At 42.2% G+C, this 14,053-nt stretch carries 13 protein-coding genes; 11 read left to right on the forward strand and 2 right to left on the reverse strand.

Features of this window, described 5'->3' with window-relative positions; all coding sequences use genetic code 11:
- The first annotated feature begins 122 nt into the window (after positions 1-122).
- The 5 genes from ATB74_RS18290 (at position 123) to ATB74_RS18310 (ending at position 4,789) form a co-directional block, all read left to right on the forward strand.
- A complete protein-coding gene (locus ATB74_RS18290) occupies positions 123-557 on the forward strand; it encodes a rhodanese-like domain-containing protein (RefSeq protein WP_061019384.1) in 435 nt (144 codons plus the stop codon).
- Positions 558-679: 122 nt separating this feature from the next.
- A complete protein-coding gene (gene secB / locus ATB74_RS18295) occupies positions 680-1,147 on the forward strand; it encodes a protein-export chaperone SecB (protein WP_009847959.1) in 468 nt (155 codons plus the stop codon).
- Between the two features lie 178 nt (positions 1,148-1,325).
- A complete protein-coding gene (gpsA, locus tag ATB74_RS18300; RefSeq protein ID WP_061019385.1) occupies positions 1,326-2,390 on the forward strand; it encodes an NAD(P)H-dependent glycerol-3-phosphate dehydrogenase in 1,065 nt (354 codons plus the stop codon).
- A gap of 265 nt (positions 2,391-2,655) precedes the next feature.
- On the forward strand, positions 2,656-3,477 hold the full coding sequence (cysE, locus tag ATB74_RS18305) for a serine O-acetyltransferase (RefSeq protein ID WP_009847961.1): 822 nt from the start codon (positions 2,656-2,658) through the stop codon (positions 3,475-3,477).
- 160 nt (positions 3,478-3,637) lie between these two features.
- Positions 3,638-4,789, forward strand: coding sequence for a murein hydrolase activator EnvC family protein (locus ATB74_RS18310; RefSeq protein WP_061019386.1), 1,152 nt, complete (start codon positions 3,638-3,640; stop codon positions 4,787-4,789).
- A gap of 360 nt (positions 4,790-5,149) precedes the next feature.
- On the opposite strand, the gene ATB74_RS18315 is transcribed toward ATB74_RS18310, so the two are convergent.
- Both ATB74_RS18315 and ATB74_RS18320 read right to left on the reverse strand, forming a co-directional pair.
- Positions 5,150-5,788 carry a TetR/AcrR family transcriptional regulator gene (locus ATB74_RS18315; RefSeq protein WP_061019387.1) on the reverse strand — a complete coding sequence of 213 codons (639 nt, stop codon included), beginning with the start codon at positions 5,786-5,788 and terminating at the stop codon, positions 5,150-5,152.
- A 108-nt stretch (positions 5,789-5,896) separates the two neighbouring features.
- Positions 5,897-7,060 (reverse strand): nucleotide sugar dehydrogenase, encoded by a 1,164-nt coding sequence (locus ATB74_RS18320; RefSeq protein ID WP_061019388.1) that lies wholly within the window; start codon positions 7,058-7,060, stop codon positions 5,897-5,899.
- Between the two features lie 152 nt (positions 7,061-7,212).
- On the opposite strand from ATB74_RS18320, the gene rfaD reads away from it, so the two are divergent.
- The 6 genes from rfaD (at position 7,213) to ATB74_RS18350 (ending at position 13,948) form a co-directional block, all read left to right on the forward strand.
- The gene (rfaD, locus tag ATB74_RS18325) at positions 7,213-8,154 is read left to right on the forward strand and encodes an ADP-glyceromanno-heptose 6-epimerase (protein ID WP_061019389.1); all 942 of its coding nucleotides are present in this window, start codon (positions 7,213-7,215) and stop codon (positions 8,152-8,154) included.
- Between the two features lie 178 nt (positions 8,155-8,332).
- The gene (gene lpxM, locus ATB74_RS18330; RefSeq protein WP_061019390.1) at positions 8,333-9,346 is read left to right on the forward strand and encodes a lauroyl-Kdo(2)-lipid IV(A) myristoyltransferase; all 1,014 of its coding nucleotides are present in this window, start codon (positions 8,333-8,335) and stop codon (positions 9,344-9,346) included.
- 12 nt (positions 9,347-9,358) lie between these two features.
- Positions 9,359-10,594, forward strand: coding sequence for an O-antigen ligase family protein (locus tag ATB74_RS18335; RefSeq protein ID WP_061019391.1), 1,236 nt, complete (start codon positions 9,359-9,361; stop codon positions 10,592-10,594).
- A complete protein-coding gene (gene waaF, locus ATB74_RS18340; protein WP_081090145.1) occupies positions 10,591-11,646 on the forward strand; it encodes a lipopolysaccharide heptosyltransferase II in 1,056 nt (351 codons plus the stop codon). Before ATB74_RS18335 ends, waaF begins: the two co-directional genes overlap by 4 nt.
- The gene (gene waaA, locus ATB74_RS18345) at positions 11,640-12,911 is read left to right on the forward strand and encodes a lipid IV(A) 3-deoxy-D-manno-octulosonic acid transferase (RefSeq protein ID WP_061019393.1); all 1,272 of its coding nucleotides are present in this window, start codon (positions 11,640-11,642) and stop codon (positions 12,909-12,911) included. The genes waaF and waaA overlap by 7 nt, the downstream gene beginning before the upstream one ends.
- The gene (locus ATB74_RS18350; protein ID WP_061019394.1) at positions 12,911-13,948 is read left to right on the forward strand and encodes a hypothetical protein; all 1,038 of its coding nucleotides are present in this window, start codon (positions 12,911-12,913) and stop codon (positions 13,946-13,948) included. Before waaA ends, ATB74_RS18350 begins: the two co-directional genes overlap by 1 nt.
- Positions 13,949-14,053 lie beyond the last annotated feature (105 nt).

A 14,053-nucleotide genomic window follows, 5' to 3' on the forward strand; every position in this document is an offset into this window, starting at 1 on the left:
TCACAGTGCTCGTGAGTCACGTAAAATGAAGGGCGTTAAGCTTAGTCTATACACCAAGACTAAAACCTCGCTATACTCCTACCCTATAGTTTTTCGCCCAATAACGAATAAGAGTTCAAGATATGCAAGAGTTAGTTCCATTTGTTCAAGAGAATATGATTTTAGCCATCGTATGGATCGGCTTGGTTGTTGCCATCATTGCGAACGTAATCAAAACATCAAATGCAGCCTACAAAGAGATCACGGCAGCGCAAACCACACAGATGATTAACCGTGAAAACGGTGTCGTGGTTGATATTCGTACTAAGGATGAGTTCAAAAAGGGCCATATTACGGACGCAGTTCACATTTTGCCGTCAGACATCAAAGCAAATAACTTTGGTAGCCTTGAAAGCCGCAAAGCAGACCCAATCATCGTAGTATGCAAGACAGGTCAAACCGCTCAAGAAAGCGCGAACTTGCTGGTTAAAGCAGGTTTCGAAAACGTAAGCGTATTGAAAAACGGCTTAGTGGCTTGGAGCGAAGCTAACCTTCCTTTAGTTAAAGGCAAAAAGTAGTTAAAGGTATTAAACCGTTAACGACAAGCAGTAAGCTGACCTGATTACACGAGTATGACTTTAAGGTTTTGTCCGGCAGATATGACGAACAAAACCTAATTTAAATTTTTAAGGACAAGAAAATGGCTGAAGCAGCACAACAAGACGCACAACAAAACTTCGCAATCCAACGCATCTTCTTAAAAGATGTATCTTTCGAAGCGCCAAACTCTCCAGACATGTTTCAAAAAGAGTGGAACCCAGATGTAAAGCTGGACCTAGACACTCAAAGCCGTGAACTTGGCGAAGGCGTGTACGAAGTAATTCTACGTCTAACGGTTACAGTTAAGAACGCAGAAGACACAGCATTCCTTTGTGAAGTTCAGCAAGGCGGTATCTTCTCTGCAAGCGAAATGGAAGCTGGTCAACTGGCTCATTGCCTAGGTGCATTCTGCCCGAACATCCTATTCCCGTACGCTCGTGAAACAATTTCTAGCCTAGTAGTTAAAGGTACGTTCCCACAACTGAACCTAGCACCAGTAAACTTTGATGCTTTGTTCATGAACTACCTACAGAACCAAGCACAGCAAGCTGAAGGCGAACAGGCTTAAGTCTCAAAGTAGAACTTAACTCTAACGATTCAAGCGCTAGTTAGCTTTTAAATGCACATCGCAACTTCTGCGATGTGCATTTTTTCTTTACACTGTACTAAGATTGAAAGCTCTGCTTATTTTAGTGGAAAGCTTTTTCAGAACTCTTCGATTTCCCTCATTATTTTTAGGTGGAAGCATGACAGAAACAACTCGCCCGACTAATACGGCAGACGCTTACGGTAAAGACAGCGCTTACGGCAAAGAGATCGCCATGACTGTCATTGGTGCAGGTTCTTACGGAACCTCTTTAGCGATATCTCTAGCGCGTAACGGTGCCAATGTTGTTCTTTGGGGACATGATCCTGTTCATATGAGTCGCCTTGAATCAGAACGTGCTAACAATGAATTTCTGCCAAACATCGACTTCCCAGAAAGCCTAATCATCGAGTCAGATCTTGAGAAAGCGGTAACAGCAAGTCGTGACCTTCTTGTCGTTGTCCCTAGCCACGTGTTTGGCATCGTTTTAAACAGTCTGAAACCTCATCTATCAGAAAACTCACGTATCTGCTGGGCAACGAAAGGTTTAGAGCCAGAGACAGGACGCCTACTTAAAGATGTCGCGCACGATGTGCTTGGTGATGGTTACTCGTTAGCGGTTCTATCAGGGCCGACCTTCGCCAAAGAGTTAGCTATGGGCATGCCAACGGCTATCTCTGTAGCTTCACCTGATGAAGGTTTCCTAGAAGAGCTCCAAGAAAAAATCCACTGCGGTAAAACATTCCGCGTGTATGCAAACTCAGATTTCATCGGTATGCAGCTTGGCGGCGCAGTGAAGAATGTTATAGCAATCGGCGCAGGCATGTCGGATGGTATTGGCTTTGGTGCTAATGCACGTACCGCACTTATCACTCGCGGCTTAGCTGAGATGAGCCGCTTAGGTGCAGCTCTCGGCGCACAACCGGAAACCTTCATGGGTATGGCTGGATTAGGCGATCTAGTACTAACCTGTACCGATAACCAATCACGAAATCGCCGTTTTGGCTTGGCGTTAGGCTCAGGTAAAGACGTCGACACTGCACAAGAAGAAATTGGCCAAGTTGTCGAAGGTTATCGCAACACCAAAGAAGTTTGGTTACTATCAGAACGTATGGGCGTTGAGATGCCAATTGTTGAACAAATTTATCAAGTGTTGTATCAAGGGAAAGATGCACACTTAGCGGCGCAAGATCTGCTTGCTCGAGACAAGAAGTCAGAAAGATAGTAAGAGCGGATACGAGATTCGGGTAAACGAGATGCGAAGAGAATAAAAGCAGATACGAGATACGGGTAATCGAGATGCGAAAAGATGAAGAGCGCCTTCAAACGTTCGACGACAATGCTTTTCGTTACTCGTATCTCGCGACTCTAATCTGCTCTTTACATCTCGTTCTTCGTATCTCGAATCTCAGTTACTCGCATCTGCTCTTATAGCTCTTCGCATCTCTTATCTCGCTACACGTATCTGGTTTAAAAGAATGGATGGTAAAATGAAACACTGTGAACAACAAAAAGTTTGGCAATGCATTGTGAAGGAAGCTCGACAGCAGTCGGAGCAAGAGCCTATGCTTGCGAGTTTTTATCATGCCACGATCATCAACCATGAAAGTTTAGGCGCAGCCCTTAGCTACATCCTAGCAAACAAGCTAAAAACAGCTTCAATGCCAGCCATGGCAGTACGTGAAGTGGTTGAACAAGCATTTAAGCAGGACCAATCGATTATTGATGCTGCCGCTTGTGATATTTGCGCGACGGTAAATCGAGACCCTGCGGTCGAGATGTACTCGATGCCTCTGCTTTATCTGAAAGGCTACCATGCTCTGCAAGGTTACCGAGTGGCTAACTGGTTGTGGAAGCAAGGTCGTATTGCGCTTGCCACTTACCTACAGAACCAAATCTCGGTTGCTTGCCAAGTTGATATTCACCCTGCAGCTCGTATCGGTAAAGCTATCATGCTCGACCATGCTACAGGCATTGTGATTGGTGAAACAGCGGTAGTTGAAAATGATGTATCGATTCTTCAAGACGTGACCTTGGGTGGTACGGGTAAAGAAGGTGGCGATCGTCACCCTAAAATCCGTGAAGGCGTGATGATTGGCGCCGGCGCTAAAATACTAGGTAACATTGAGGTGGGTGAAGGCGCGAAGATTGGTTCTTGTTCTGTAGTTCTACAAGCCGTACCGCCTCATACAACAGTCGCTGGCGTTCCTGCAAAAATTGTCGGAAAACCGAAAACAGACAAGCCATCTTTAGATATGGACCAAGGGTTCAATGGTCGCTCACAGAACTTCATCCATGGTGATGGGATTTAAGAGCAGATTCGGGATTCGAATCAGCGAGATACGAAAAGCTTAAAAGCAGATGTGGATTCGATTCAGCGAAATTCGAAAAAAACTAAGAGCAGTCACGGGATGCGAGTAACCGAGATGCGAAAAGATTTAAAAGCAGCTGTTGATAATGAATAAGAGCAAAATGACGATAATGATGAAACAAATTCGAGCCATTAGCCGGACTCTTCTGATATCTGCCAGCCTTTGTGTTGCTCTTTTATCTGCATCCTCATTTGCCGCCTCTCAGGGGGAACTGAAAGGCGTGTCGAGTGAAATATCTCGCCAACAAAAAAACCTATCCTCACAGCAGAAAAAGCTCGATAGCCTGCAAGCAAACCTCAAGAAACAAGAGCTATCCATCGCTTCGCTTGAAAGAGCGATTCTAGACAGTAAAAAGCAGCTCAATACGGCCAATGCAAATATTGCCAACTTAGACACCAAGATTAAAGCGCTTACTGCTCAGAAAAAAATCCATACCGACAAGTTAGAGCAGCTCATTCAGACTTACTACATGACTAGTCGAGCTAAGGCTTCTTCTCACATTCTCAATACCGGCGTTGAAGAAGACCGTATCAGTCATTATTACCAGCACCTTGCTAAAGCTCGCTCTGCAACAATCAACACGATTGAAGAGACGCAACTTGAATTAGAAGAAAGCCACAAGCAACGTCAACTTGAGCAAGAACAGATAGCAACACTGTTAAAACAACAAACCACCAAGCGCGATACGCTAGCCAAAACCCAAACACAACGTAAGAAAACAGTTGGCAGCATCAAGAAAAACATCTCAGGTGACAAAAATTACTTGGCAGAGCTTCAGCGAAATGAAACCCGCCTTAAAGCTGAAATTGCGAAAGCAGAAAAAGCGGCTCGAGAAAGACGTAATGCAGTCCCGATGGATGGTCTAGCCAAACGTAAAGGTAAGCTACCTTGGCCGATCAAAGATAAAGTTCTACATAACTATGGTTCACGCCAAACGGGTCAAATTAACTGGAAAGGCATGGTGATCAACGCCAAGTACGGTCAGCAGGTAAAATCGGTTTACTCAGGTACGGTGGTATTTGCAGAGTATCTGCGTGGCTATGGTTTAGTGGTACTGCTTGATCACGGCAAAGGTGATATGACGCTCTACGGCTTTAACCAAGCGCTTTTAAAGAAAGAAGGTGACAAGGTTAAAGCGGGTGAAGCCATCGCACTTGCCGGTGACACTGGCGGCCAAACTCGCCCATCACTGTACTTTGAAATTCGCAGAAACAGCCAAGCTCAAAACCCGAAGAGTTGGTTAGTTAGGTAAAAGCAGGTACGGGATGCGGGTAGCCGAGATGCGAAGAGCTTAAAAGCGGATGCGAATGTTCCGGATACAGAAGGGGTAAGAGTTGGTTAGAGGAAAAGGTACTAATAGTCTTGAGCAACCCCAAATAGTTGATAGGCCTTGAACTAGTCACGTACAAACCTCGTCATTCCAGAATTGAGGGACGAAATATCTGGAATCTCAGTATCATATATTATTTGTGATGTTTGATTTACCACAACACAAAGATTCCCTATCGCGCTCGTACCTCGCTGTAGGGAATGACGCAGCTCACCATATACCGCTACTCGAACCTGCTCTTTCCCGATCTTCGTAACCCGTATCTCGCTTACTCGTCTCTTTCTATTTAGAATTCAACGCCCTTACACCATCTTCCAATAATGTCAGCTGTTCAAAACCTTGGGCTGTAGCAATCGGTTTAACGGTCGCTATCATCTGCAGCATTCCTTGATGTACGACTTGCTCTGTAATTTGGGCTTTTGGAGACATCGCAGACTGATACGCTAACCAGCCCGATGCGATCAAGTGAAGAGAGGTCACCATCGACTTCATTTCCGTATCCGTTGCTTTAAGCAAGTTCAATTCAACAAAGGCTCTCATAATATCGACAAGATTCGTTTGTAGCTTTTCTTGTACAGTCATGTAATCAAGGTGGAGTTTTTCATCACGTGACAATATTTCAGGTAAATTTGCATAGAAGAATCGGTACTTCCACATCAGAGTGAAGATAGAATCTAAGTAGCTCTTTAGTAGCGTGAGGCTTTCTTGCTGCCCTTGAATCGGTGTGAATCTTTCAAGTAACTCTGTTGAATAGAGAGTAAAGATGTCACGGACAATTTCTTGTTTGTTGCGGAAGTGGTAGTAGAGGTTGCCAGGGCTAATCTCAATATGTTCAGCAATATGATTAGTCGTAATACTACGCTCACCGTGCTCATTAAAAAGCTCTAGAGCAGCGTAAACAATCTTGTCACGTGTTTTCATTAGTTATTAGTATCCCTATCCGTTTAGAGGTTCAGTATATCGCCACTAAACGGATAGATCGAGCTGTTAACATCTGGTCTAATTAGCATTAGCTAAAATAGAACCAGATCAATCACTGCCAAACAGGTCTCGTGTGTAAACCTTATCTGCAACGTCTGCGATCTCTTCTACCATTCTGTTAGATACAATCACATCCGATACGGCTTTGAACTCTTCTAGGTCAGAATAAACCTTCGAGTTAAAGAAATGCTCTTCCTCTAACACAGGTTCGAATACGACCACTTCAATACCTTTAGCTTTCAAACGCTTCATGATTCCTTGAATCGAAGAAGCACGGAAGTTGTCCGAGCCGGCTTTCATTATCAATCGATAGATGCCAACTATCTTAGGAGATCGCTTGATAATGGAATCCGCAATAAAATCTTTTCGGGTGCGGTTGGCATCAACGATGGCACCTACAATGTTGTTAGGCACATCTTGATAGTTAGCTAATAGCTGTTTGGTATCTTTCGGTAAGCAGTAACCACCATAACCAAATGAAGGGTTGTTGTAGTGATTGCCAATACGGGGGTCTAAGCCCACACCTTCGATGATCTGACGAGAGTCCAAACCATGCGCTTCCGCGTAAGAGTCGAGTTCATTGAAGTAAGAAACACGCATCGCTAGGTAGGTATTTGAGAATAGTTTTACCGCTTCCGCTTCCGTGGAGTTGGTAAATAAGACATCAATATTCTCTTTTTCAGCTCCTTCAACTAACAGATTAGCAAACACTTTAGCTCGCTCAGAACACTCACCAACAATGATTCGTGATGGGTGTAAGTTGTCGTATAAAGCTTTACCTTCTCGTAAAAACTCTGGTGAGAACATAATGTTTTCACAACCTAATTCTTCACGTATCTGTTCAGTGTACCCTACAGGAACCGTTGATTTTATGACCATCACAGCGTCTGAGTTTATACTCATAACATCTTTAATAACAGATTCAACAGAGGACGTATTAAAATAGTTTGTTTTAGGGTCATAATCAGTTGGTGTTGCAATAATAACAAAGTCTGCATCTTTGTATGCTAGCTTATCGGTTGTAGCTCGGAAGTTTAGCGAACGATTAGCCAAAAACTCTTCAATTTCTGCATCCACGATTGGTGATTGCTTGTTGTTTAACATTGATACTTTTTCTTCAATGACATCAACTGCAATAACGTCATGATGCTGTGCAATCAACATCGCATTGGATAGGCCCACATAACCGGTACCTGCAACTGTAATCTTCATGATATTACCTATAATTTAGAGTGTTTAATAAACACTAAGCTAATACTAATCTTGTCATATCATACGCTGCTTAGGGAATTATTCCACTAGCTCGCCTTTGCAATTCCTTGCTATACTCGCGGTAGTTTTATATTCAAAAGAGTAGGTAAAATATGATTATCGTAACTGGTGGTGCTGGCATGATCGGCAGCAATATTGTTCAAGCACTCAATGACGCAGGCCACAACGATATTCTAGTTGTCGACAACCTCAAGAACGGTAAAAAGTTCAAAAATCTTGTAGACCTAGACATTACTGACTACATGGATCGTGATGATTTCCTAACTCAAGTTATGGCTGGTGACGACTTCGGCCATATTGAAGCTATTTTCCATGAAGGTGCGTGCTCTGCTACCACTGAGTGGGATGGTAAATACATGATGCTTAACAACTATGAGTACTCGAAAGAGTTGCTGCATTACTGTGTCGAGCGTGAAATTCCATTTCTATATGCCTCTTCTGCCGCTACTTACGGTGAGACAGATACGTTCATTGAAGAGAAAGAACACGAAGGCGCATTAAATGTCTACGGTTACTCTAAACAACAATTTGATAACTACGTTCGTCGCTTAACAGCGGATGCTGCAGCTCATAACGAAACATTACCTCAAATCACCGGTTTCCGTTACTTCAATGTTTACGGCCCACGAGAGCAACACAAAGGTAGTATGGCCTCTGTTGCTTTCCATCTAAATAACCAAATGAATGCTGGTGAGAACCCTAAACTTTTCGCGGGTAGCGAAACATTCCAGCGCGATTTTGTGTACGTCGGTGATGTTGCTGCAGTAAACCTATGGTTCTTAGAAAACGGTGTTTCGGGCATTTTCAACCTAGGTACAGGTAACGCAGAATCGTTTGACGAAGTTGCTAAAGCGGTGATCAAACACCATGGTAAAGGCGAAATCGAAACTATTCCTTTCCCTGAACACCTAAAAGGTGCTTATCAAGAATTTACTCAAGCTGACCTTACAAAACTTCGCGCAGCAGGCTGTGATGTAAGATTTAAAACAGTCGCGCAAGGCGTTGCTCAATACATGCAAATTATAAATAAATAGCACTTCGTAAATCTAGGGGAGCGAAACTCTCCCCTAGCATCCTTACTTTAAGTGTCGACACGCAAAGAACGTCTAATTCGTGCCATAAGTAAATACTCTATATTCCCTCGAATTCAAGCAGAAACCTGTTAGGTGACACATAGAGAAGCTAAGAAAATTTTAAGGTTAGTGATTTCGAATGAAAAATCAACGCAATGACTTTGATCCAAAAGCTTACAACCCTAGTTTTAGGCGGGCTTTTTTCGCACCTAAGTTATGGGGAACGTGGTTAGCAGTAATATTTGCACTCCCAGTAGCCCTACTTCCATTACGCTTTCATCAATGGTTAGCGCGCATTATTGCACTCAAGCTATCTAAATCGAAAAAAGGCCCTGCTCACAGAGCCAGGGTGAATTTTGAGCTATGCTTTCCGAACCTCAGTTTTCAAGAGCGTGAGCAATTAATTTATAAAACACTATACACTGCTAGCGTGTTCGTACTTCGCTTTAGCTTACTTACCTTAAAATCAAAATCCTGGTTACAAGAACAGTGTGAATTCATTGGGGAAGATAACCTGACTAAACATACTGACAACGGTGAAAATGTCATCTTATTAGTCCCACACTCATGGGCTATTGATATTCCCGCAGTAATGCTTGCGTCGATGGGCCTTCCAGTCTCAGCAATGGCAAAAAAACAAAAGAACCCAGTATCTGATTGGCTCATGCATCGTCAAAGAGTTCAATATGGAGGCCGTGTATACGAACGTTCGGGAGGAATAAAACCATTTATCAAATCAATTAAAGATGGATACTTGGGGTATTACTTACCAGATCAAGACCATGGTGCAGAGCTCAGTGAGTTCGTCAGCTTTTTTGGTACAACGAAAGCCACCCTACCAGGGCTAAGTAAACTCGCAAAGTTATCACGAGCAAAAATAGTCCCACTCTTCGCGTCAATAAATCCAGAAACAGGTAAGTACTCACTGGAAGTCCTACCTGAACTCGAGCTACAAAGTGAAGACCAAGCCGACGCTCGCTCTATGAACATTGCGATTGAAACCTTTGTTAAACCTAAACCTGAACAATATATGTGGATTCTACAGCTTCTCTATACACAACAAGACGGAACAAACTTCTATAACTTGTTTAAACCTCGTTATGACAAAGACTGGAAGGTCGATTCATGCAATTACACTAACCATAATAAATAGACAATATTATAGATGACAATATCCCAAAATAATCGCGATATCGCCAGTTCATTTGTTTCTGGGGCGTTTTTTTCGTGTTTACTATTAACTGGCTCAAGCTACAAATTAGCAGCTATACCTCTAGTATTAGCTGCTTTATTTTCTTTACCATGGACGATTCGCCAGCAGCGTACCCCAGAAATAAAGATAGCGATTTATGCACTGACCGGATACTTTTTTGTTACAGCTTTATCACTAATCGTTTACGGAGGCGATTTAGGGCAATTGGATATGCCTAGTCGCGTCATTGTTGCATCTATGATAATGCTATTTGTCGCTACGGTTCCTCCATCGATTAAAGCTTTATTCTTCTCAATCTGCCTAGGTGCAAGTATTGCAGGTATAGTTGCTATATATCATTGTACGGCCTTTGGTGGTCGAGCTTTTTTTGGTCATGGGTACATGGTGATTCAAGCAGGAGGAATAGCATCGTCACTTACTCTCTTGTCAGTGGTATCCCTAATTTATAGCAAACACACTAAAGACCAAATATTAACCACGGCATCTGCTATAAGTATAATCCTTGGGCTATTAGCAACTCTACTTTCGGGAGCTAGAGGCGCTTGGGTATTACTCCCTTTAATTATTATGTCTTTATTTTATATATATAGAGGTTATTTCTCTTTCCGCTCTAAAGCGATCGTTATCCTATCGGCAATTTCGATAGCGGTATTATCTTATCCAACTATAGGGCCTAGGATTAATTCCATGGTTTCAGATATTCATGGATATAAAAATAACAATTCTCAAACATCTTCTGGCTTTCGTTTAGAAATGTGGAAATCAGCAACCTATTCGGCTTTAGACAAGCCTATATTCGGTCAAGGCTTCGAAGGCGTAAAACAAGCTAAAAAAGAACAAGTAGAAAAAGGGTTAGTTGACAAAAGTGTTTTAAACTATAAACGCGCACACAATCAGTTTTTTGAAGAGCTTCAAACAAAGGGGCTGATAGGGCTATTTACCATATTAGCCTTCTTTGGAGTTCCGCTCTATTTGCTATGGAAAAAAACTCAAGCGTCATGCTCTAGAGATAGTCAATATTTTTTTGCAGTAGCCGGAATTGTTCACATAACATCAGTAATTGGTTTTAGTTTAACTCAGCACTATCTCGCACACCACTCGGGTATTCTTTATTACTCGATAGGCTCCGCAATACTCATTGGGGCTGCCTACTCAAAAAGAAATGAACAAGAGGTTAGATCATCATGAAAATACTCGTAATAGGGCCTTCTTGGGTAGGTGATATGGTGATGTCACAGCCTCTTTATACAATACTCAAACAACAGCACCCTGAATCTACTATTGACGTGATTGCTCCCGGATGGTGTAAACCAATTCTTGAGCGTATGCCAGAGATCCACCAAGCAATTGAAATGCCTATCGGCCATGGTGAATTCAACTTCCTTGGTCGTCGAGAAATCGGCAAATCATTAAGAGAAAAACAGTACGACCACGCGTATATTCTGCCTAAGTCAGCCAAATCCGCTCTTATTCCTTGGTTTGCAAATATCCCTCTTCGTACGGGGTGGAAAGGCGAGATGCGTTACGGCCTGCTCAATGACATGCGTCCAAACATGAAGTCTTTTCAATTCATGGTTGAGCGCTATGTTGCATTAGCCTATTCGCAAGCTGAAATGATTGACTCGTCCTCATTGGGTGGATTAGAAACCCTACCTCGCCCTAGCCTGTTTATTGATAAGAAAGAGCAGACTGAAACTGTTGCTAAATTCAATCTAAGCCAGGATCTCCCAGTTGTTGGTTTATGCCCAGGCGCAGAGTTTGGCCCTGCGAAAAAATGGCCTGAGACGCACTATGCTGAAGTAGCAATTCAAATGGCTAGATCTGGACATCAAGTATGGTTGTTTGGTTCTCCAAAAGATCTAGAAACCTGTAACAACATCAAACAACTAGTGCCTCAAGAAAATCAGTATCAAATTCATGTTTTAGCGGGACAAACAAATCTGATTGAAGCAGTAGACCTCTTGGCCGCCTGTCAAACTGTCGTAGCTAATGATTCTGGCCTTATGCACGTGGCAGCAGCTGTTGGCTGTAATGTTGTTGCTGTCTACGGTTCAACATCGCCAAAATACACACCACCACTTGCGGAGAAAGTGGAGATTGTTCACACAGATATTAACTGCCGCCCTTGCTTCAAGCGTGAATGTCAGTTCAATCACCTTAAATGCTTGACCGAATTATCACCAAAACAAGTTCTTGATAGTATTCATAAGCTTGAAGCGATCACGGTAAGCTTATGCTAATTCGCATTCTTTACACATTGCTGCTTGCCCTTACATCCCCCTTCCTATTGTTTGGTCTATACAAAAGCAAACCAAACAAACCTAAGTTTGGAAATCGATGGAAAGAGCATTTGGGTATCACGCCAAGACTAGAAGCAACTGAGCGCCCAATTTGGATTCACGCGGTTTCGGTAGGCGAAAGCATTGCCGCAATACCTCTGATTAAAGAACTGAAAAAGGAAAATCCAAAGCAACCCATTGTAGTTACCACCACGACTAGCACTGGCGCAGAGCAAATTGCCAAATTAGGTGGCTTAGTTGAACATCGCTATATGCCTATCGACTTTACTTTCGCAGTGAATGGTTTTCTTAAAGCAACACAACCAAAGCAAATGTTAATCATAGAAACTGAGCTTTGGCCAAACACGCTTAATGTTGTCCACAATGCAGGAATAACAATCATCGTAGTTAATGCTCGCCTTTCTGAAAAATCATACAAGAACTACGCAAAAGTACAGCCTCTGTTTAACCTTTTAACGCCTTGCCTAGATAAAGTGCTGTGTCAGACAGAATCTGATGCTAAGCGTTTCGAACATTTAGGCATCGCGAAGAATAAGCTTTTTGTTACTGGCTCGATAAAGTTTGATATTCAGATATCAGAAGACGTAAAAGAAAAAGGAAAAGCACTACGGGATGACCTTGGATTAAATCGGCCAATTTGGATTGCTGCCAGTACTCACAAAGGCGAAGACGAGCAGATACTAGAGGCTCACAAGAGAATTTTAGAATCTAACCCAAATGCACTTCTAATCCTTGTGCCACGCCACCCAGAACGATTCGATGATGTGTTTGAGCTTTGCCAGGGGCAATGTTTTGAAACCGCTCGTCGTACGAGCCAAACGGAAGTAGCAGAGCTGACCCAGATTTACCTCGGCGATACCATGGGTGAGATGTTGGTATTGATGGGGGCAGCCGACATTTGCTTTATGGGTGGTAGTTTAATTGGTGATAAAGTTGGCGGGCATAATGTTTTAGAGCCTATCGCCTTAAATGTCCCTATTATCTCGGGACCAAGTTACTTCAACTTTAAAAGTACCGTTGAAGATTTACTCCGAGTTAAGGGAATAATTATTAATGAAAATAGCACCAATATCGCGAAATCTGTAATTCAATTTTTTCAGATGCCTCCTAGTGAGCTAAATGCGACCATTAATTCAGCACGATATATTTTTCAAAAAAATTCAGGCTCAGTTAGCAAAACCATAAATAATTTGGAACAAATATAATGAACCTCTTTCTTGCAACCTCCCCTCTTCAATACATCTGCGCTCTTGAAGCAAAGGAATATTTCAATTGTGAAAACAATATCTTACTTTTAGTTGAGCAAAAAAGTGAACATGGTTTAATCCAGCAAGAGAAACTAGTTAATAGCAGTGAATGGGAGCATATCGTCACGATTAGTAGAGATAACCGAAGTAAACAAGTGCCTCATGCCATCAAGCAAATAAAAACGATTCTAGCAGATCAGTCAATCAAACAATTCTTCTATGCCGAGTATAATGGTTGGCGCACCAAACTACTTTTGAAGAACCTACCTGTTGAACAAGAAATCTACTTTGATGATGGAACAATGACCCTTATTGAATATGGTAAATTCATTCTTCCAGGAAAGCCATACTCGCGTCCTAGGTTTTTAGTCGACCTAAAGGTTCGTTTTAACGGTTGCAAGCCTATTGGTACTTTAGTTCAATCTCAAAATCTCGAGATTTTTTCAATGTTTGAGCTAACTGAAAATAAGTTTAAACTGCACGCCAACAACCTATCATCGTTAAAGTGTCATTATGGTAACCCCAAGCTCTACAACCCTAATGCTCCAATTGGTATTATCGGGCAAGGTGCAATTGGTGATAAGAATCAACCGAGTGTTGATGAGTATGTACAATCAATTCTAGGTTTAGCAGAAGCAATCTCCTCCAAAATACTATACTTTCCACATAGAACTGAAAAGCTAGCAGTTAGAGAAAAGCTTGAAAGCCATTCCAATATTGATTATCACTATGGTGAATATCCATTAGAAATTGAGCTGATAGATAAAAATATAACCTTGTCAGCACTGGTTGGCGCCTACTCTACAGCTATGTTTACTTGCCGAAAACTATACCCAGAAATGCCAATTATCGCAAGAAACGTGTATCATCGTGACCCAGATTTTTTAAGGGTGCTAACTGAGCAACTTAAAAAGTGTAATATTGATATTATTGATAACAGCGTATGTTTAACCACATTTTTTTCTGTTCTTGAGTCTACTCACTCAACTAAGTAAAGCATTAAAAATGCTTACAGCAAGAAGCGGCGCTGCTAAAATGTTTCTTATTCTAATTGTGACTCAAGAGCAACCATGACCATTCACTTCTCTGGCCAAAGCAAT

The organism is Vibrio splendidus, assembly GCF_001557875.1.
Classification (GTDB): Bacteria; Pseudomonadota; Gammaproteobacteria; order Enterobacterales; family Vibrionaceae; genus Vibrio; species Vibrio splendidus_F.